18 protein-coding genes and 4 tRNA genes are annotated in these 17781 nt (G+C 72.3%); 16 read left to right on the forward strand and 6 right to left on the reverse strand.

The features are described 5' to 3' along the window. Positions 1-4: 4 nt before the first annotated feature. Entirely contained in the window at positions 5-325 is a 321-nt protein-coding gene (locus ACIPYW_RS10435) for a DUF4229 domain-containing protein (protein ID WP_400413114.1), read from the reverse strand. Between the two features lie 63 nt (positions 326-388). Here ACIPYW_RS10435 and ACIPYW_RS10440 point away from each other — a divergent pair, with 63 nt between their 5' ends. Together ACIPYW_RS10440 and menD are read left to right on the forward strand one after the other, a co-directional pair. Next, positions 389-757: a PLDc N-terminal domain-containing protein gene (locus tag ACIPYW_RS10440; RefSeq protein WP_400413116.1), complete on the forward strand. Its 369-nt coding sequence runs from the start codon at positions 389-391 to the stop codon at positions 755-757. Positions 758-797: 40 nt separating this feature from the next. Continuing rightward, a complete protein-coding gene (menD, locus tag ACIPYW_RS10445; RefSeq protein WP_400413119.1) occupies positions 798-2528 on the forward strand; it encodes a 2-succinyl-5-enolpyruvyl-6-hydroxy-3-cyclohexene-1-carboxylic-acid synthase in 1731 nt (576 codons plus the stop codon). A gap of 113 nt (positions 2529-2641) precedes the next feature. Here menD and ACIPYW_RS10450 read toward each other — a convergent pair whose 3' ends face one another. Further along, a complete protein-coding gene (locus ACIPYW_RS10450; RefSeq protein WP_400413121.1) occupies positions 2642-3901 on the reverse strand; it encodes an isochorismate synthase MenF in 1260 nt (419 codons plus the stop codon). 97 nt (positions 3902-3998) lie between these two features. On the opposite strand from ACIPYW_RS10450, the gene ACIPYW_RS10455 reads away from it, so the two are divergent. From ACIPYW_RS10455 to ACIPYW_RS10470, 4 genes are all read left to right on the forward strand, one after another. After that, a complete protein-coding gene (locus ACIPYW_RS10455) occupies positions 3999-4808 on the forward strand; it encodes a demethylmenaquinone methyltransferase (protein WP_400413123.1) in 810 nt (269 codons plus the stop codon). A gap of 30 nt (positions 4809-4838) precedes the next feature. Then, on the forward strand, positions 4839-5915 hold the full coding sequence (locus tag ACIPYW_RS10460; RefSeq protein WP_290131212.1) for a polyprenyl synthetase family protein: 1077 nt from the start codon (positions 4839-4841) through the stop codon (positions 5913-5915). Between the two features lie 81 nt (positions 5916-5996). Then, positions 5997-7370, forward strand: coding sequence for an FAD-dependent oxidoreductase (locus ACIPYW_RS10465; protein ID WP_400413127.1), 1374 nt, complete (start codon positions 5997-5999; stop codon positions 7368-7370). 13 nt (positions 7371-7383) lie between these two features. Further along, a complete protein-coding gene (locus tag ACIPYW_RS10470; protein WP_400413130.1) occupies positions 7384-8511 on the forward strand; it encodes a heparan-alpha-glucosaminide N-acetyltransferase domain-containing protein in 1128 nt (375 codons plus the stop codon). Positions 8512-8690: 179 nt separating this feature from the next. Here the strand turns inward: ACIPYW_RS10470 and cls are convergent, their stop codons facing one another. Next, positions 8691-10151, reverse strand: a complete 1461-nt coding sequence (gene cls, locus ACIPYW_RS10475) for a cardiolipin synthase (RefSeq protein ID WP_400413133.1) — start codon at positions 10149-10151, stop codon at positions 8691-8693. A gap of 38 nt (positions 10152-10189) precedes the next feature. Further along, positions 10190-10678: a YajQ family cyclic di-GMP-binding protein gene (locus ACIPYW_RS10480; protein WP_242088468.1), complete on the reverse strand. Its 489-nt coding sequence runs from the start codon at positions 10676-10678 to the stop codon at positions 10190-10192. Between the two features lie 145 nt (positions 10679-10823). On the opposite strand from ACIPYW_RS10480, the gene ACIPYW_RS10485 reads away from it, so the two are divergent. From ACIPYW_RS10485 to ACIPYW_RS10505, 5 genes are all read left to right on the forward strand, one after another. Next, a tRNA-Tyr gene (locus tag ACIPYW_RS10485) sits at positions 10824-10905 on the forward strand. A 57-nt stretch (positions 10906-10962) separates the two neighbouring features. Continuing rightward, on the forward strand, positions 10963-11793 hold the full coding sequence (locus ACIPYW_RS10490; protein WP_400413134.1) for an inositol monophosphatase family protein: 831 nt from the start codon (positions 10963-10965) through the stop codon (positions 11791-11793). Positions 11794-11942: 149 nt separating this feature from the next. Next, the gene (locus tag ACIPYW_RS10495; RefSeq protein WP_400413136.1) at positions 11943-13103 is read left to right on the forward strand and encodes a M23 family metallopeptidase; all 1161 of its coding nucleotides are present in this window, start codon (positions 11943-11945) and stop codon (positions 13101-13103) included. A gap of 93 nt (positions 13104-13196) precedes the next feature. Next, positions 13197-13268 (forward strand) — tRNA-Thr (locus ACIPYW_RS10500). Positions 13269-13301: 33 nt separating this feature from the next. Beyond that, positions 13302-13375: transfer RNA gene (locus ACIPYW_RS10505), tRNA-Met, on the forward strand. Positions 13376-13505: 130 nt separating this feature from the next. Here ACIPYW_RS10505 and ACIPYW_RS10510 read toward each other — a convergent pair. Next, the gene (locus ACIPYW_RS10510; RefSeq protein WP_400413139.1) at positions 13506-13895 is read right to left on the reverse strand and encodes a hypothetical protein; all 390 of its coding nucleotides are present in this window, start codon (positions 13893-13895) and stop codon (positions 13506-13508) included. 111 nt (positions 13896-14006) lie between these two features. Between ACIPYW_RS10510 and ACIPYW_RS10515 the strand changes: the two genes are divergently transcribed. Genes ACIPYW_RS10515 through ACIPYW_RS10525 form a run of 3 tightly spaced genes read left to right on the forward strand, consistent with a single transcriptional unit; the run spans position 14007 to position 15915 of the window. Further along, on the forward strand, positions 14007-14456 hold the full coding sequence (locus tag ACIPYW_RS10515) for a MaoC family dehydratase N-terminal domain-containing protein (RefSeq protein ID WP_079236588.1): 450 nt from the start codon (positions 14007-14009) through the stop codon (positions 14454-14456). Further along, on the forward strand, positions 14453-14878 hold the full coding sequence (locus tag ACIPYW_RS10520) for a MaoC/PaaZ C-terminal domain-containing protein (RefSeq protein WP_400413141.1): 426 nt from the start codon (positions 14453-14455) through the stop codon (positions 14876-14878). Before ACIPYW_RS10515 ends, ACIPYW_RS10520 begins: the two co-directional genes overlap by 4 nt. Then, on the forward strand, positions 14875-15915 hold the full coding sequence (locus ACIPYW_RS10525) for a UDP-N-acetylmuramate dehydrogenase (RefSeq protein WP_400413597.1): 1041 nt from the start codon (positions 14875-14877) through the stop codon (positions 15913-15915). The genes ACIPYW_RS10520 and ACIPYW_RS10525 overlap by 4 nt, the downstream gene beginning before the upstream one ends. Before the next feature lie 75 nt (positions 15916-15990). On the opposite strand, the gene ACIPYW_RS10530 is transcribed toward ACIPYW_RS10525, so the two are convergent. Next, complete coding sequence (locus ACIPYW_RS10530; RefSeq protein ID WP_400413599.1) at positions 15991-17172, reverse strand: pyridoxal phosphate-dependent aminotransferase; 1182 nt, start codon at positions 17170-17172, stop codon at positions 15991-15993. A 173-nt stretch (positions 17173-17345) separates the two neighbouring features. Between ACIPYW_RS10530 and ACIPYW_RS10535 the strand changes: the two genes are divergently transcribed. Both ACIPYW_RS10535 and secE read left to right on the forward strand, forming a co-directional pair. Then, positions 17346-17418 (forward strand) — tRNA-Trp (locus tag ACIPYW_RS10535). A 35-nt stretch (positions 17419-17453) separates the two neighbouring features. Then, positions 17454-17717 carry a preprotein translocase subunit SecE gene (secE, locus tag ACIPYW_RS10540; protein ID WP_400413601.1) on the forward strand — a complete coding sequence of 88 codons (264 nt, stop codon included), beginning with the start codon at positions 17454-17456 and terminating at the stop codon, positions 17715-17717. Positions 17718-17781: the final 64 nt, after the last annotated feature.

Consider the following 17781-nt stretch of genomic DNA (forward strand, 5'->3'; position numbering starts at 1 on the left):
CGCGTCAGGCGTCGTCGCGACGGGTGGCGTGCCGATCGGCGTCGGAGACGGGCTGCTCGCGCGGGGCCTCACCGTCGGCGGCGTCGACGAAGTCGTCCTCGAAGTCGGTGTCGGCGTCGTGTGCCGGCCCCGGTCGACGCTCGGCCAGGCTCAGTGCGACCCGGTGGCGGAGCTTCCCGAGGGCGATGTACGACACCAGCAGCCCCACGAGTGCTGCGACGATCGTGGCCCAGTACCAGCGCATCGGCGTCAGGGCGAGCAGCAGCACGAGGGCGGCCGCGAAGACGCCGAGACGGGCCAGGGTGTAGAGGAGCCACGCTTTCACGCGACAAGTGTACGAAGCTCCGGATGGCAGGTGCTGTACAGGCGCCGTGCCTAGACTCCGTGCATGGTCCGACTGTGGCTCGTCGTCGTCGTCGCCGCCGTGGCGTTCACGGTGTGGACGGCGATCGACTGCGCCACGATGCCCCGCCAGCGCGTGCGTTCCCTGAGCCGCGGCGTGTGGGTCCTGCTCGTGATCGTCCTCCCCGTCGTCGGCGGTGTCCTCTGGCTCCTGCTCGGTCGGGCACCCGCCGGTCCGGGCCCCGCGCAGCGGTACCGTGGACCCGAAGACGACCCGGACTTCCTCGGCGGCGGACCCACGCCCCCGGAGCGGTCCCGCACGGATAAGGACCAGGACGACGCAACCCTCCGAGACCTCGAAGACCAGTTCCACGACCGGGACGCCCGGGACGACGACGGACGCCAGGACGGCTGACCGCGACCCGGCCAGCAGCGCGCCGGCCGACACCGCCGGCGTGCGCCGCAGCCCGGCGACCGACTTCGCCGTCGCGCTCCTGCAGGAACTCGCGCGTGCGGGTGTCACGGACGTCGTGGTCAGCCCCGGCTCCCGGTCGCAGGCCCTCGCGCTCGCGGCCGTCGCACTCGAGCGCGCTGGTGGCGCCACCGTGCACGTGCGGCTCGACGAGCGGACGGCCGGGTTCTTCGCGCTCGGCCTCGCGGTCGAGACCGGCCGCCCCGCCGCCGTCGTCACGACCAGCGGCACGGCGGTCGCGAACCTGCACCCGGCCGTCCTCGAGGCGCACCACTCCGGCGTCCCGATGATCGTCCTGAGCGCCGACCGCCCGGACGAGCTCCGCGGCATCGGCAGCAACCAGACGACCGTCCAGCCGGGGATCTTCGGACCCGCGGTGTCGTTCGTCCGCGACGTGCAGGCTCCGGTCGCGGACACCCCCGCCGACGAACTCCACCGCACGACTCGCGAGCTCGCCCGACAGGCCGTCGCCGCCGCGTCCGGGCACGAGGGCCAGCCCGGACCGGTGCAGCTCAACGTCGCCCTCCGCGAGCCCCTGTCCGCCGGGCTCGCCGACGGTGCGGTCGCGGCCGTGCCCGACGACGAGGTCGACACCGCGTACGCTGCGCGCCGACAGCACACCGGCCTGCCCGTCGCCGAGCTGACACCGGACGAGGAGCCCGCGACCGTCGTCATCGCCGGGCACGACGCCGGTGAGGACGCCGAACGCATCGCCTGGGAGCTCGGTGCACCGCTCATCGCCGAGGTGTCGAGCGGGGCCCACTTCGGTCGGCACCTCGTCGTCGCCTACCGGCAGCTCCTGCAGGACCCGGCGTTCGGCGGCGCCGTCCGTCGCGCCGTCGTGCTCGGACACCCCACGCTCAGCCGCGAGGTCCCCACGCTGCTGCAGCGGGCCGACGTCGAGACGATCGTGGTCCGCGCACCGGGAGCCGACGTCTACGACCCGGCCCGTGCCTCCCGGCCGGACGCGGCGACCACGGTCGTGTCCGGCGTCCACGTGACCGGCCGCACCACCCCGGCGCACCGCGCGTGGGTGGGCCGCTGGGTGGTCGCGAGCCGCGCGCTGCTCGGCGAGGGCGACGCCGCACCCGACCTGGACGCGAAGCGGTCGCCCGACCGCGCCGAGCGGAACCGGTTCCTCCGCGACGAGGTGGCGCTCCGCCGACGCCCCGTCGACCGAGCGATGCTCGCCGAGGCCGTGTGGGGCGTCACCTGGCCGCACGACCGGCTCGTGCTCGGCGCGTCACAGCTCATCCGCGTCGCGGACGGACGGGTCCCGGGCAAGAAGCTGCGTGTGCACGCCAACCGCGGACTCGCAGGCATCGACGGCACCGTGTCGACCGCGCTCGGCATCGCGGCGGCGCTCGAGCGGTCGTCCGCCTCGATCGGCACGACCCGCGTGCTCGTCGGGGACCTCACGTTCCTGCACGACCTCGGGGCCTTCGTCACCGGGACCGCGGAGCGCACGCACCGGGTGCAGGTGGTCGTCGGCAACGACGGCGGCGGGGCGATCTTCCGGGGGCTCGAGGTCGCTGCCACCACGCCCGAGGCCGACATGACCCGCATGATGAGCACGCCGCAGCACGTGGACGTCGAGCGGGTGGTCACCGGGCTCGGGTGGGAGTACCGGCGTGCGGCGACGTGGGGCGACCTCGAGCAGGTGCTGACGGACCCGACCGAGCGGCTCGTCGTCGAGGTGCCGCTGGCTGACTGAGCGGCGTGGGCCGCGTGGCCTCGCTGGTCGCGTCCGTCGGGCGCGGGTCGTGACGGCCTGGAGGCACGGCGCCGGCCCGCCACGCGCCTCCCGTCCTGCGGGTGGCCCGGCCGTCAGGCGAGGGCGTCGGTGATCGGACGGAACTTCAACGCGGTCTCGGCGACCTCGCGCTCCGGGACCGACCCCGCGACGATGCCCGCACCGGCCCAGGCCCGCACCGTCCGGTCCGGGGTGATGCGGGCGCTGCGGAGCGCGAGCATCCACTCGCCGTCGCCGTTCGCGCCGAGCCAGCCGACCGGCCCGGCGTAGCGTCCGCGGTCGACGCCCTCCAGCTCCGAGACCAGCCGCACGGCGACGTCGGTCGGGGTGCCCGCGACGGCTGCGGTCGGGTGCAGGGCGTCGGCGACGTCGAGCGACGTCGTCCCCGCGGGCAGGGTCGCCTGCACGTCGGTCGCGAGGTGCCAGAGGTTCGGCAGCTGCAACCGGAACGGCTCCGGGTCGGCGCGGAGGTCGGTGGCGAGGGGACGGAGGGCGGCGAGCAGGCTCTCGATCGCGAAGGCGTGCTCCTCGACGTCCTTCGTGCTCGACGCGAGGGCCTCGGCGGCGGCGCGGTCCGACACCGGGTCGTCACCGCGTGCGGCGCTGCCGGCGAGCACCCGCGCGGACACCCGCGTGCCGTCGGTGCGGGCGAGTGTCTCGGGCGTCGCTCCGACGATCCCGTCGACGGCGAAGGTCACGCACTGCGGGTAGGCCTCGGCGAGGTCGAGGAGGAGCGCGCGCTGGTCGGCGTCCTCCGGCAGCGTGCCGACGAGGTCACGGGCGAGGACGACCTTCCGGGCGTCGCCGGCGCCGATGCGGCGGACGGCCTCGGCGACCGAGCGGGCGTAGGTGTCCTCGTCGATGCGTCCGGGCGTGAGCGCCACCCGGACGCGACCGCCCACGCGGGGGACCGGCACCGAGGTCCGGCGGAACGCCAGCGGTGCCGGGGCGGGCGTCGTGTCGACGGCGGTCAGCCAGGCCTTGCCGCGACGACGGCCGATGACCACGCGGGGGACGATGAGCACGCTCGTGTCGGCGGAGTCGTCCGCGAACGCGAAGGCACCGAAGGCGACGAGGCCGGAGCCGCGGAGCTGCACGGGGTCGTCGACCTCGGCCGACGCGACGACGTCCCGCCAGAGGGCCGAGGCGTCGCGCATCCGGGACGGCCCCGTGAACTCGAACCGCAGCGCCTCACCGATCCCGACGATCCCGTCACCACCACGGACGAAGGCCAGCGGGGCGTCGTGCAGGGTGTGGCGGAGGACGTCGCCCGGGTCGTCGAGGATCCGGGTCGAGACCGTCAGCGGCGGGGCGGCCGTGGTGGTTCGGGGCACGCACCGATCGTACGCGCAGCACCCCTGCCGGTCGCGTCCGGGCCACGCGCCGCACGCTCACGGGAACGCACCGGCACGGACCTCTAGGATTGGTCGGGTGAGCAGAGCGGACCTGAACAAGCGGCCGGACGAAGTGGCGGCCATGTTCGACGACGTCGCGGCGAAGTACGACCTCACGAACGACATCCTCTCCGCGGGCAACGCCCCGCTGTGGCGCGTCGCGACGGTCCGGGCGGTCGACCCGCAGCCGGGCGAGAAGGTGCTGGACATCGCCGCCGGCACCGGGACGAGCTCGGCGGCCTTCGCGAAGAAGGGTGCGGAGGTCACGGCGCTCGACCTGTCCGCCGGCATGATCCGCGTCGGCCGTGAGCGCCACCCCGAGATCACGTTCGTCGAGGGGGACGCCGAGCAGCTGCCCTTCGACGACGACACGTTCGACGCCGTCTCGATCTCCTTCGGCCTCCGCAACGTCAACGACCCGCAGCAGGCGCTCGGCGAGATGCTCCGCGTCCTCAAGCCCGGCGGCCGCGTCGTCATCTGCGAGTTCTCCACGCCGCCGCTCGCGCTCCTGCGCTTCGGGTACGGCACCTACCTCAAGCGGGTGCTGCCCGGCGTCGCGAAGCTGTCGTCGAGCAACCCCGCCGCCTACCGCTACCTCGCGGAGTCGATCGACGCGTGGCCCGAGCAGCAGGTGCTCAGCCAGTGGCTCCGGGGCGTCGGCTTCACGATGGTCGCCTACCGGAACCTCACGGCCGGTATCGTCGCACTGCACCGCGGCCGCAAGCCCGTCGCGGGCACGGTCCGCGCCTCGGTCGCCCGTCGCGCGAAGGCCCGCCGTGACCACCAGGCCACCGGTGAGCAGCCGCGCGTCCAGCCGGGCACCGACGCCGCCGACCACGACGGCTGAACCATCCCCTCCCCGAGTACGGAGCAGCACTTGAACCCGAGCGTCCCGGTCGCACGTCGCGCACCGAGTCTCCGCGCCTCGCTGGGCATCGGCGAACGGCTGTTCGCGTCCCCCGCCGACCGACGGTTCATCACCGCGGTGGACGACGGGCTCGAGGTCGTCGAGCATGCGCTCGAGGCCGCGATGCACTCGGCCGACACGCTGGCCGACACCACGAGCCGGTACCTGCTCGCCGCCGGTGGCAAGCGCATCCGGCCGACGCTCACGCTCCTCATCGCGCAGCTCGGCCGCGGCGTCACGGACGAGGTGGTGAAGGCCGCCGTGAGCATCGAGACCACCCACCTCGCGTCGCTGTACCACGACGACGTCATGGACGAGGCGCCCGTCCGTCGCGGGGTCCCCGCGGCGCACGTGACCTACGGCAACAACGTCGCGATCCTCACCGGGGACCTGCTCTTCGCCCGTGCGAGCCTCATCACGGCCGACCTCGGCGTCGAGGGCATCCGGATGCAGGCCGAGACCTTCCAGCGGCTCTGCCTGGGGCAGCTGCACGAGACGACCGGCCCGCGCGAGGGCGAGGACGCCGTCGCGCACTACATCCAGGTGCTCAGCGACAAGACCGGCTCGCTCATCGCGACCGCCGCGCGTGCTGGTGTCCTCTTCTCCGGGGCGGACCGGGCCTACCTCGAGCCGGTCGCGGTCTTCGGCGAGAAGGTCGGCGTGGCCTTCCAGCTCGTGGACGACGTCATCGACCTGGCTCCGGCGGGCGACCGCACCGGCAAGATCGCGGGGAACGACCTCCGTGCCGGCGTCGACACGCTGCCGCTGCTCCACCTCCGGGCGCTCGCCGCGACCGACCCCGACGCCGCGGCCGTGCTCCGCCGGATCGAGGACGACGTCCGGGACGCCGACGACGACGCCGTGGACACCGAGGCCTACCAGTCCGCGGTCGCCGCCCTCCGCGACCACGAGGCGACCGCCACGACCCGGGCCGTCGCGGTCCGCTGGGCCGAGGAGGCCGTCGACGCGCTCGCTCCGCTGCCCGACGGCACCGTGAAGAAGGCGCTCACCCGGTTCGCGGAGTCCGTCGTCGACCGCAGCCGCTGACACCCGCTCGACGGCGCCCACCGGCACCGACGAGCCGCACGACCCCGGGAGCACCCCACCCGAACGAACTGGAGACGATCAGTGCCCACCCTCCGACTCGCCATCGTCGGCGCCGGCCCCGCCGGCATCTACGCCGCGGACATCCTGCTCCGCGAGGCGCACGGCCACGACGTGTCGATCGACCTCTTCGAGCAGCTCCCCGCGCCGTACGGGCTCGTCCGGTACGGGGTCGCGCCGGACCACCCCCGCATCAAGGGCATCATCAACGCCCTCCGCGACGTGCTCGACCGCGGCGTCGTCCGGCTGTTCGGCAACGTCCGCTTCGGCGAGGACATCACGCTCGAGGACCTCAAGAAGCACTACAACGCGGTCGTGTTCTCGACGGGCGCGATCAAGGACGCCGACCTCGACATCCCCGGCATCGACCTCGAGGGCTCGTACGGCGCCGCCGACTTCGTGAGCTGGTTCGACGGCCACCCCGACGTCCCGCGCACCTGGCCGCTCACGGCGGAGAGCGTCGCGGTGATCGGCAACGGCAACGTCGCCCTCGACGTCTCGCGGATCCTGGCGAAGCACGCCGACGACCTCCTGCCCACCGAGATCCCGGACAACGTGTACGAGGGACTCAAGACGAGCCCCGTCACCGACGTCCACGTGTTCGGCCGCCGCGGTCCGGCGCAGGTGAAGTTCACGCCGCTCGAGCTCCGCGAGCTCGGGGAGGTCCGCGACGTCGACATGGTCGTGTACGACGAGGACTTCGACCACGACGAGGCCTCGCTCGCGGCGATCCAGACGAACAAGCAGGTCATGGTGATCAACCGCGTCCTGAACCAGTGGCGCGAGCGGGAGGTCGGGCAGGCCAGCCGTCGTCTGCACCTGCACTTCTACGCGAAGCCCCTCGAGCTCGTCGGTGACGCGGACGGCCACGTCGCCGCGATCCGGTACGAGCGCACCCGGCCGAACGGCGAGGGCGGTGTCGAGGGCACGGGGGAGATCCGGGAGATCCCGATCCAGGCCGCCTACCGCGCGGTGGGGTACTTCGGCTCGCCCCTCCCCGGCCTGCCGTTCGACGAGCGCCAGGGGATCATCCCGAACCGCGAGGGCCAGGTCCTCGGCGAGGACGGCCAGCAGCTCCCCGGCGTCTACGCGACGGGGTGGATCAAGCGCGGACCGGTCGGCCTCATCGGGCACACGAAGTCCGACGCGATGGAGACCGTGCAGCACATCGTCAACGACCAGGCCTCCTGGTGGACGCCCGAGGACCCTTCCGCCGAGGCCGTCCCGGCCCTGCTCCGCGAGCGCGGCGTCGCCTACACGGACCTCGACGGCTGGCACAACCTCGACGAGCACGAGCTCGCGCTCGGCGCAGCGGCCGGCCGCGAGCGCATCAAGGTCGTCCCGCGTGACGAGATGGTCGACGTCTCGCTCGGCCGGGCCGCCGCCCCGACCAGCTGACGGACCGCTCGCCGTGACCACCGCAGCACGCCCCGTACCGCCCGACGCGGTGCGGGGCGTGCCCGCGTCGGGGCCCCGACTGCAGGGTGTCGACGTCGCCCGGGCGATCGCCCTGCTCGGCATGATCGCCACGCACGTCGGCGACGTCCCGGACGGCGTCGACTGGTCGGAGCCGTCGACGTGGGTCGCCGTCGCGCACGGCCGGTCCTCGTCGCTCTTCGCCGTCCTCGCCGGCGTGTCGATCGGCCTCACGAGCGGTCGGACCCGCCCGCCCGGTCCGCCGCTCATCGGTCGGGTGCGAGCCCGTCTGGCGATCCGCGCCGTCGCGGTGGTGGGGATCGGCCTCCTGCTGATGGCGCTGGGCACGCCCGTGTACGTGATCCTCCCGACCTACGGCGTGCTCTTCCTGCTCGCGATCCCGGTGCTCCGGGTGCGCGCCCGCTGGCTCCTCGCGCTCGCGGGCGTGTGCGCGGTCGCTTCGCCCGTGGCCGCGCTCGCGGTGCTGCCCCTGTACGCGGAGGCGGGCATGTGGGAGGTCCAGCTCGGTCTGGTCTACCCGGTGGTCACCTTCCTGGCGTACGTCCTGGTCGGGCTCGCGGTGGTCCGGGCCGGCGGTCTGGGCGCGCGGGTCACCCAGGTTGCGCTCCTCGCGTCCGGCGTGCTGGTCGCCGTTGCGGCCTACGTCGTCGGCAGTCTGCTCGCTCCGGTTCCGTCGGACGCGGCGTGGGCGTCGTTCCCCGGCGTGCCGTACGCGCCGGAGGGCAGCACGCCGGGACAGGCCCTCGCGCAGGAGTTCCTGTCGCCGCGGGACCACTCGTCCTCGGTCGTCGACGTCGTCGCGACCGCCGGGGTCGCGGTCGCGGTGACAGCGCTGTGCTGCCTGCTCGTCGACAGTCGCGGCCGGACGGTGCAGCGGATCGCGTTCCCGCTCGTCGCCGTCGGTGCGATGCCCCTCTCGGTGTACGCGTTCCACCTCGTCGTGCTCGCGTTCCTGCCCGAGTACCCGCAGAGCGCCGCCGCCTGGGGATGGTTCGCGATCGGTTCGGTGCTCTTCGCGATGACGTGGCGCACGTTCCTCGGTCGTGGGCCGCTCGAGCGCCTGCTCGCCCGACTCACCGGAACCGTCCCGCTCACCCGCTGAACCACCGCCCCCGGCCGCCGTCGAACCACGGCCGCCGTCGAACCACGAACCCGATGTCGAACCAGGACCCGGACGCGGTTCGACGTCGCTTCCGCGGTTCGACGCAGCGACGTGCCCATCGAGACCGCGCACCGGGGCGGGCCGACCCACCAGGGCCGACCCGTGCCTCCCGGCCGTGCCTACTGGAGCGCCGCCGTGAGCCGCGCGACGTTGTCGAGCACCTTCGACCGGCGCGGCCGGTCCACCCACGAGTCGAGCGTCAGCTCGAAGCTGTGCTCCTTGTAGGCGCCCTGCACCCCGCGGAGTGCGTCGACGAAGCGGCTGCCGCGGACCATCACCGACACCTCGAGGTTGAGGCTGAACGACCGCATGTCCATGTTGCTCGACCCGATCACGGCGACCTCGTCGTCGATCGTGAAGTGCTTCGCGTGCAGGATCGTCGGCGCCCGGTACAGCCAGATCTTCACCCCGGCGCGGAGCAGCCCCTCGTAGTAGGAGCGCTGCGCGTGCCAGGTCATCGCGTGGTCGCCCATCTCGCCGACGAAGAGCTCCACCTCGACCCCGCGCTGGGCCGTCGTCGTGATGGCGTAGAGCATCGAGTCGTCGGGGACGAAGTACGGCGACGTGATCGACACCTTCTGCTGCGCCGAGTACAGCAACGCGTTGAAGAGGCGCAGGTTGTTCTCGCCGTCGAAGCCCGGACCGGACGGCACCACCTGGCAGTCGAGGGCGTCGCCGCGGTCAGCGCGCTGGACCGGGTCGCTCTCGCGGAGGAGCAGCTCGTCGGTCTCGCTGTACCAGTCCGTCACGAACAGGGCGTTGAGCCCCGCGACGACCGGTCCCTCGAACCGGGCGAACAGGTCCTTGTAGGCCATGTGCCGCTTCTTGTGCGACTCGAGGTCGTAGGACTTGTCGATGAGGTTCTGCGACCCCGTGAACGCGACCGAGCCGTCGATCACCATGATCTTGCGGTGGTTCCGGAGGTCGGGGCGCTGGAACTTCCCCTGCAGCGGCTTGAGCGGCAGCATGAGGTGCCACTCGATGCCGGCGCGGTCGAGGAACGCCAGCGTGTCCTTGTAGTCCGGGTAGCCGCGGCTCGCCCAGTGGTCGAGGAGGAACCGCACGGTCACGCCGCGGGACTGCGCACGGGCGAGGGCCTCGAAGAACGGTCGGGTCGTGTCGTCGAGCGTCGCGATGTAGAACTCGACGTGCACGAACCGGCGCGACTGGTCGACCGCGCGCGTCATCTCGGCGTACGACTCCTCGTAGTCCGGGTAGAGCTCCGCCGAGTTGCCGCCCACGAGGGGCATCGACCCGAGTCCGCGGTTCAGCGTGACGATGCTCTCGAGCCACGGCGGCCACGGATGGTCCTTGCGGACGCGGTCCATGCCCTCGGTCTGGTCGAGGATGTACTGGTTGATCTCCGCCTGCTTGTCGCGGCGGTCGCGTGGGAGCTTCGTCGACCCGATGACCAGGAACACGATGAACCCGATGTAGGGGATCAGGAAGATCGCGAGCAGCCAGGCCGTCGCGGTCTGCGGCTTCCGGTTGATCGGGACGTAGATGATCGAGAAGACACGGATCGCGAGGTCGAGCAGGACCAGCAGGATCGTGATCGCGACGGAGAGCCAGTGCTCCACGGTGACGTCGTCGGTGTCGGGTCAGGCGGACGCGGGCGTCAGCGGAAGTTCACGAACTGCAGCGGGACGTCGAACTCTTCGCCCTTGAGCAGCTGGATGGTGTTCTGGAGGTCGTCGCGGCTCTTGGAGGACACCCGGAGCTCGTCGCCCTGGATCTGGCTCTTCACGCTCTTCGGCGCCTGCGCGCGAAGGAACGCGCCGATCTTCTTCGCGACGTCCTGCTCGATGCCGTTCTTGAACTTCACCTCGATGCGGAACTCCTTGCCCGAGGGGAAGGGGTCGCCGGCGTCGAGGCTCTTGAGGCTGATGCTGCGCTTGATCGCCTTGGACTGCAGCACGTCGAGGACGGCGCGGGCCCGCTCCTCGGAGTTCGCCTTGATGAGGACGTCCTCACCGCTGAACGCGATCGATGCGCCGGCGCCCTTGAAGTCGTAGCGCTGTTCGATCTCCTTGGCCGCCTGGTTGACGGCGTTCTCCGCCTCCATCTTGTCGACCTTGCTCACCACGTCGAAGGAACTGTCTGCCATGCGGGACAGCCTATCGGCGGCCGGGAGGGACGGTTCAGGAGCGCGGACCGGCTGCGCGCGACGGGGTGGTCACGACCACCCCCGCACATCGGCTATGCTGTTCTGCGCGCCTCCGGTTGGTGATCACACGGGCTGGGTGCGCGATGGCAAGTTACCCAAGCGGCCAAAGGGATCTGACTGTAAATCAGCCGGCGTAGCCTTCGGGGGTTCGAATCCCTCACTTGCCACGTGATCGAAGCCCCCTCCTCGGAGGGGGCTTCGTCGTTCCCCGGCAAGATGGGTGCATGGCTCCTGAACCCTCGCCGTCCGCGTTCGCCGACCTCGCCGAGTCCATCGCCCGTGAGGCCGCCGCGCTCGCCGCCCGCCGACGCGCCGAGGGGGTCGAGGTCGCCGACCGGAAGTCGAGCGTGGTCGACGTGGTCACCGCCGCGGACCGGGAGGTCGAGGACCTCGTACGCCGCCGGATCGCCGAGGCGCGCCCGGACGACGCGGTCCTCGGCGAGGAGGCGGGCGGGACGGACGGGACGAGCGGCGTCACCTGGGTCGTCGACCCGATCGACGGCACCGTCAACTACCTCTACGGACGCCCCGACTACGCAGTGAGCATCGGCGTCGTGCGCGGTGCTCCGGACCCCGCGACGTGGGAGCCGATCGCGGGCGTCGTCGTCGCACCGGCCACCGGGACGGTGTTCCGAGCCGTGCCCGGAGGTCCGGCGACCCGTGACGGCGCGCCGATCGTGGCCGCATCGCCCGCGTCGCTCGCCGAGACGCTGCTGTCGACCGGGTTCGCGTACACGGCAGAGCGTCGCCGCGGCCAGGTCGCCGTGCTCGCGGAGCTCATCGGGAGCGTCCGGGACGTCCGTCGTGGGGGATCGGCGGCGCTCGACTGCTGCGCGGTGGGGGACGGCACCGTCGATGCCTACTACGAACGTGGGATCAACCCGTGGGACATGGCCGCCGGGTCGATCGTGGCCGCGGCGGCGGGGGCCGAGGTCCGCTCGTGGCAGGCGGGGGACACGCGGTCGTTCCTGTTCGCGAGCGCCGCGGTGGCCGACGAGCTCGAGGCCCTGCTGCACCGTGCCGAGGCCGCAGCCCTCGGGGTCACGCCGGCCTGAGCGGCTTCCCGCCCTCGGACTGGGGGAGTGCCGAGCCGGGGGACACGACTGGCGGGCAGTGTTGTCCTTTGCTACCGTTCAGGGGTTCCGTTACCGGCTCGTTACCAACGGCCCCCACTCTTCCCCCGATCAGGATCAGCACCGAACGCATGCCCGACGCCTCCACCACGCCCGCACCGACCGACGTCACCGTCGACGCACCCACCCCGGTCGTCCACCTGACCCGACGAGCGCGCATCGAGGCCGAGCGAGCCGCTGCACGCACGACGCCGATCGGCACGACCGAGGAGTTCGCCGCGATCGTCGGTGCCCCCGTCGACGCGGTCGCCCCGGCGTCCCCGGTCGACCGCGCGCCCGCGTCCCCGGTCGACCTCGCGCCGACGTCGCCGGTGCTGCCCGTCGTCGACGCCGGGCCGACGACCCCGCCTGCGCCGACGTCCCCGGTCGTCGCGCCGGCCGCCGAGCGCGCCGCTCCGGCATCGCCGTCCCGGGCCTCGCGCCGCGCCGGGTCCACCACCGCTCCCGTGTCGTCGCGCCGCGCCGGGGCCACCGCGCGCGTACGTCCGGCCCGCCGTCCTGCCGCCCCGGCACCGACGGCCGCTCCAGCCCCTGCCGGCGCGGCGTTCCGTCGCACCGCCTCGCGCGTCACCGCGGTCGGGGCCCTGCTCTTCGTCGCTGGTCTGGTCGTCTCGACCTCCCTCCCGGCGCAGGCGCTCTACACGCCGGAGGCCGGCTCGACCTCGGCGCGGTCCGTCGCCTCCGGGAGCGCCCAGTCGATGAGCGTCGGGCAGGCCGCGGACGGCTCGACCACCCGTGACCAGTACACGGTCTCCGATGCCACGCAGTACGCCAACACGGATGCGTCGGCGTTCACGAACGACGCCGACGGCACGATCCAGTGGCCCTTCCTCACCGGTGTCCCGATCACCTCGGGCTTCGGTGGACGCCAGGTCGCCGGCTGCTCGTTCTGCTCGACGAACCACATGGGCGTCGACTTCGCGCCGGGTGAGGGCACCCCGATCCGGGTCATCGCGGACGGCGTCGTGACGAAGGTCCAGGCGAACGACGGCGGCTTCGGCAATGACGTCTGGGTGACCCACGACGTCGACGGCAAGCAGTTCGTCAGCGTCTACGGCCACATGAAGGACAACACGTTCAAGGTCGTCACCGGGCAGCAGGTCTCGGTCGGTGACGAGCTCGGCGAGGTGGGCAGCACCGGCAACTCGACCGGCCCCCACCTGCACCTCGAGATCCACGTCGACGGCGTCCCGGTGGACCCGCTGACCTGGCTCGAGGAGAACGCGGACTAGCGGCCTCCGCGGCGGCACGCCCGGGCGTCGAGCCCGGTTCCGGACCACCGTCGCGAGTCTGCTACTCTCGTGTGGTGCCGTTCGCGGCACATCGCCCCGATAGCTCAGTGGTAGAGCACTTCCATGGTAAGGAAGGGGTCGTCAGTTCAATCCTGACTCGGGGCTCCGACCCGGAGCGAGTGTCGCCTCCGGATCTCCGGCGGGGTAGCTCAGTTGGTTAGAGCACACGGCTCATAATCGTGGTGTCGCGGGTTCAAGTCCCGCCCTCGCTACAGCAAGGCCCGGCGCGTTCGCGTCGGGCCTCTCCTGTTCCCGGCGTTCGCCGCCGCAGTGCAAGCCGCCCCAGTGCGCGCCGCCGCAGTGCGCGCCGCCGCAGTGCGCGCTGCCGCAGTGCGCGCCGGCTCAGTGCGCGCCGTGGTCCGTCCGGTCGACGAGCACCCCGGCGGAGCGCAGGGCCCCCTCGACCGCGCTCGTCACCTGCCGCCACGCAGCGCGCCGACGCTCCGCCCCGATCGCCCCGCCCGCGACCGCGGTGCCGTGGTGGAGCGGACGCACCGTGATCGTCGTGGACGCTCCGGTCACCGTCGTCGACAGCTCGTAGTGCCGAAACTGCCGCGAGGGGTGGACGAGCGCACCGAGCAGCGTCGTGAGGAAGCGGCTCCCGCTCCGCGCCGTGATCGTCCCACCGGTGGTCGTCACCTCGTGTCCGCTCCGGCGCAGGGCCGCGCTCGCGATCTCCATCGCCGCTCGCCGGTCCCCGGTGTGTACGGCGTACTCCGTCCGTGCCTCCATGGCTGCTCCCTCCCCGAGCTCGCGCGACACCCCCCGACGTCGCTCCTGCAGCATAGCCGATGCATCCTCATGGACATCCGGTGTCGGACCGCGCTCGGTAGACTGCCGGACGTGTCTGTGAACCCCGAGCTCGTCGGCAGGACGTTCCCGCCGGCCCAGCCCTACCTGGTCGGTCGCGAGAAGGTGCGCGAGTTCTCCCGCGCCGTCTTCGCCACGAACCCGATCCACCACGAGCCGGAGGCCGCCCGTGCCGCCGGCTACGACGACGTGGTCGCACCGCCGACCTTCGCCGTCGTCGTGCAGGAGGCCACGCTCGCCCAGCTCCTCGCCGAGCCGGACGCCGGGATCGACTTCTCGCGGGTCGTGCACGGGGAGCAGGCCTTCACGTACGACCGCCCGATCGTGGCCGGCGACGAACTGACCGCCACGCTGACCGTGACGAGCGTGAAGACCCTCGGCGGCAACGCCATGGTCACCGCCGAGAGCACGATGAACGACGCCGCGGGGGAGCACGTCGTCACGGCGACCTCCACCCTCGTGGTCCGAGGAGACGACGCATGACCACCGCACCCGCGACCTCGCTCGAGGTCGGCACCGTCGTCGCCGAGCGCGAGGTGCACCTCACGCGCGACTCGCTCGTCCGGTACGCCGGCGCCTCCGGCGACTTCAACCCGATCCACTACCGTGACGACGTCGCCGCGTCGGTCGGGCTCCCGGGCGTCCTCGCGCACGGCATGCTCACGATGGGCCTCGCCGTCCAGCCCGTCGCCGAGTGGCTCGGCGACCACGGCTGGGTGACGCGGTACGGCGTCCGCTTCACCCGTCCCGTGGTCGTCGACCCGCAGGACGGCGCGACCGTCGGCGTCGTCGCGAAGGTCGGCACCGTCGACGACGACGGGCGCCCGCAACGCATCGACCTCACCGTGACCGCCGCCGGGCAGACCGTGCTCGGCAAGGCGCAGGTCACGGTGGCGTTCCGCTGACCGTGACGGACGCCCTGCTCGCCGACCTCACGACGCTCCGCGTCGGCGGTCCTGCGAGCACCCTGCTCACCGCGACGACCACCGAGGAGCTCGTCGAGCACACCCGCACCGCCTGGCAGGACGACGACTGGCTCGTCGTCGGTGGTGGGAGCAACCTCCTCGTGGCCGACCCGGGCTTCGACGGCACGGTCGTGCTCGTCCGCACACGCGGCATCGACCACGAGATCGACGTCGACGGCGTCACCGTCCGCGTCGCGGCCGGTGAACCGTGGGACGCCTTCGTCGCGCAGACGGTGACGAACGGATGGGCCGGCCTGGAGGCACTGAGCGGCATCCCGGGCACGGTCGGTGCCGCCCCCGTGCAGAACATCGGCGCCTACGGGGTCGAGCTGTCCGACGTGCTCACCCGCATCGAGTTCCTCGACGCGTCGACGGGGGAGCGCGCGTGGGTGCCCGCGGCCGAGCTGGCGCTCGGCTACCGCTCGTCGACACTGAAGCACGGGCGACGGGGCGTGGTGCTCACGGTCGAGTTCCGGCTCGGCGCCGCGTCCGACGACGGCGTCCCGGTCCGCTACGCACAGCTCGCTGGGTCCCTCGGAGTCGAACTCGGTGCCCGGGTGGCACCGGCGACCGTCCGCGACGAGGTCCTCCGCCTCCGCGGGTCGAAGGGCATGGTGCTCGACGGCGACGACCACGACACCTGGAGTGCCGGGTCGTTCTTCACGAACCCGATCGTCTCCGCGGCCTTCGCCGAGACCCTGCCCGCCGATGCTCCGCGCTGGGCCGCCGGCGACGACGTGAAGCTCAGCGCCGCGTGGCTCATCGAGCACGCCGGCGTCCACCGCGGGTACGCGGTCCCCGGGTCACGCGCGGCGATCTCGTCGAAGCACACGCTGGCGCTGACGAACCGCGGGGGAGCGTCCGCGGCGCAGGTCGCCGAGCTGGCGCGGTACGTGCAGATCACGGTGCTCAACCGCTTCGGCGTCACGCTCGTACCCGAGCCCGTCGTGGTGGGGGACCTGCTCGCCGCCGGCTGACCGCCCGAGCCGACCCGTGCCTCCAGGGCGACGACGGCCCGCCTCCTCGGAGGCTGGCCGTCGTCGTGTCCGGGACTAGCTGAAGAGCTTCGCCAGGCGCGACACGCCCTCGGCGATGTCGTCGTCGCCCAGCGCGTACGACAGCCGCAGGTAGCCGGAGGGGCCGAAGGCCTCGCCGGGGACGACCGCGACCTCAGCGTGCTCGAGGATGAGGTCCGCGAGCTCGAGCGTGGTCGTCGGCGTGGAGCCAGCCCACTCTCGGCCGAGCAGCGCCGTGACGTCCGGGTAGACGTAGAAGGCGCCCTTCGGCGTCGGCGTGACGAAGCCCGGGATCGCGTTGAGGCCGTCGACGATGGCCCGACGACGGCGGTCGAACGCCTCCCGCATGGCCGCGACGGGCTCCTGCGGGCCGTCCAGTGCGGCGATCGCTGCCCGCTGCGAGACGTTCGAGACGTTGCTCGACAGGTGCGACTGCAGGTTCGAGGCGGCCTTGACGGCGTCGACCGGGCCGATGAACCAGCCGACGCGCCAACCGGTCATCGCGTAGGTCTTCGCGACGCCGTTGACGAGGATCGTGGTGTCGGCGAGAGCAGGGACCGCGTCGAGGATGCCCGTGAAGCGGACGCCGTCGTACACGAGGTCCTGGTAGATCTCGTCGCTGATGACCCAGATGCCGTGTTCGAGCGCCCACTCGCCGATCGCCTTCGTCTGCTCCGCCGAGTACACGGAGCCGGTCGGGTTCGACGGCGAGCAGAACAGCAGCGCCTTGGTCTTCGAGGTGCGCGCGGCCTCGAGCTGCTCGACCGTCACGAGGTAGTCCTGGTCGCTGCCGGCGAACACGTCGACGGGGACCCCGCCCGCGAGCCGGATGGCCTCCGGGTAGGTGGTCCAGTACGGGGCCGGGAGGAGGACCTCGTCGCCCTCGTCGACGATCGTCTGGAACGCCTGGTAGACCGCCTGCTTGCCGCCGTTCGTCACGATGACCTGTGACGGGTCGACCGACACGCCCGACTCGCGAGCGGTCTTGGTGGCGATCGCCTGCTTCAGCTCGGGCAGTCCCGTGGCGGGCGTGTAGCGATGGTTCTTCGGGTCCTGCGCGGCGGCGACGGCGGCGTCGACGACGTGCTGCGGCGTGGCGAAGTCGGGCTCACCCGCGGCGAACGAGATGACCGGCCGACCCGCGGCCTTGAGCGCCTTGGCCTTCGCATCGACCTTGAGGGTGGCGGACTCGGCGATGGCTGCGATGCGCGACGCGATGCGCTGCTGCGGGGCGGCGGGGTTGGCGGTGGACTCGGGGCCTTCGGCTGCGGTGCTCACAGGGCCAAGCCTATCGGCGCGGCACGCCGGAGCATCCGTCAAGTGGACACCGTGTGACGGACTCCCGTACACTCGACCACCGGAACGCGGATCGGTGACGAACCGAGTTCCGAAGGGCGGTGGCTCAATTGGTAGAGCAGCGGTCTCCAAAACCGCAGGTTGCAGGTTCGAGTCCTGTCCGCCCTGCACATCTGGAAGGGTAGAAGTTGGCGAGCAAAGACGTGGAAGCGACGGCGGACGACGTCGTCGCCAAGGCGAAGCAGGACCGCGCATCGCGTCGCGGGCCGTTCGCTGCCATCGCCCTGTTCATCCGTCAGGTCATCGGCGAGCTCCGCAAGGTGGTCACGCCGACCCGCAAGGAGCTCTTCAGCTACACCGGCGTCGTCCTGGTCTTCGTGATCGTGATGATGGTCCTGGTGTCGGTCCTCGACTTCGTGTTCGGGCTCGGCGTCGGCTACGTCTTCGGCAACGGTCCGACCGCCTGATCCGGTCCGACCGACCGCAGGCCGGGCTGATCGCTCGCCAACCCGATCCGCACCACCGAACGGA

Origin of the sequence: Curtobacterium sp. NPDC089689 (assembly GCF_044749145.1) — a bacterium.
Taxonomy (GTDB): Bacteria; Actinomycetota; Actinomycetes; order Actinomycetales; family Microbacteriaceae; genus Curtobacterium.

Excerpts from the sequence above, each read along its gene's own strand:
- ACIPYW_RS10510 (WP_400413139.1), bottom strand. The coding sequence starts at position 13,895 with ATGGAGGCACGGACGGAGTACGCCGTACACACCGGGGACCGGCGAGCG.
- ACIPYW_RS10440 (WP_400413116.1), top strand. The coding sequence starts at position 389 with ATGGTCCGACTGTGGCTCGTCGTCGTCGTCGCCGCCGTGGCGTTCACG.
- ACIPYW_RS10480 (WP_242088468.1), bottom strand. The coding sequence starts at position 10,678 with ATGGCAGACAGTTCCTTCGACGTGGTGAGCAAGGTCGACAAGATGGAG.
- ACIPYW_RS10520 (WP_400413141.1), top strand. The coding sequence starts at position 14,453 with ATGACCACCGCACCCGCGACCTCGCTCGAGGTCGGCACCGTCGTCGCC.
- ACIPYW_RS10495 (WP_400413136.1), top strand. The coding sequence starts at position 11,943 with ATGCCCGACGCCTCCACCACGCCCGCACCGACCGACGTCACCGTCGAC.
- ACIPYW_RS10490 (WP_400413134.1), top strand. The coding sequence starts at position 10,963 with ATGGCTCCTGAACCCTCGCCGTCCGCGTTCGCCGACCTCGCCGAGTCC.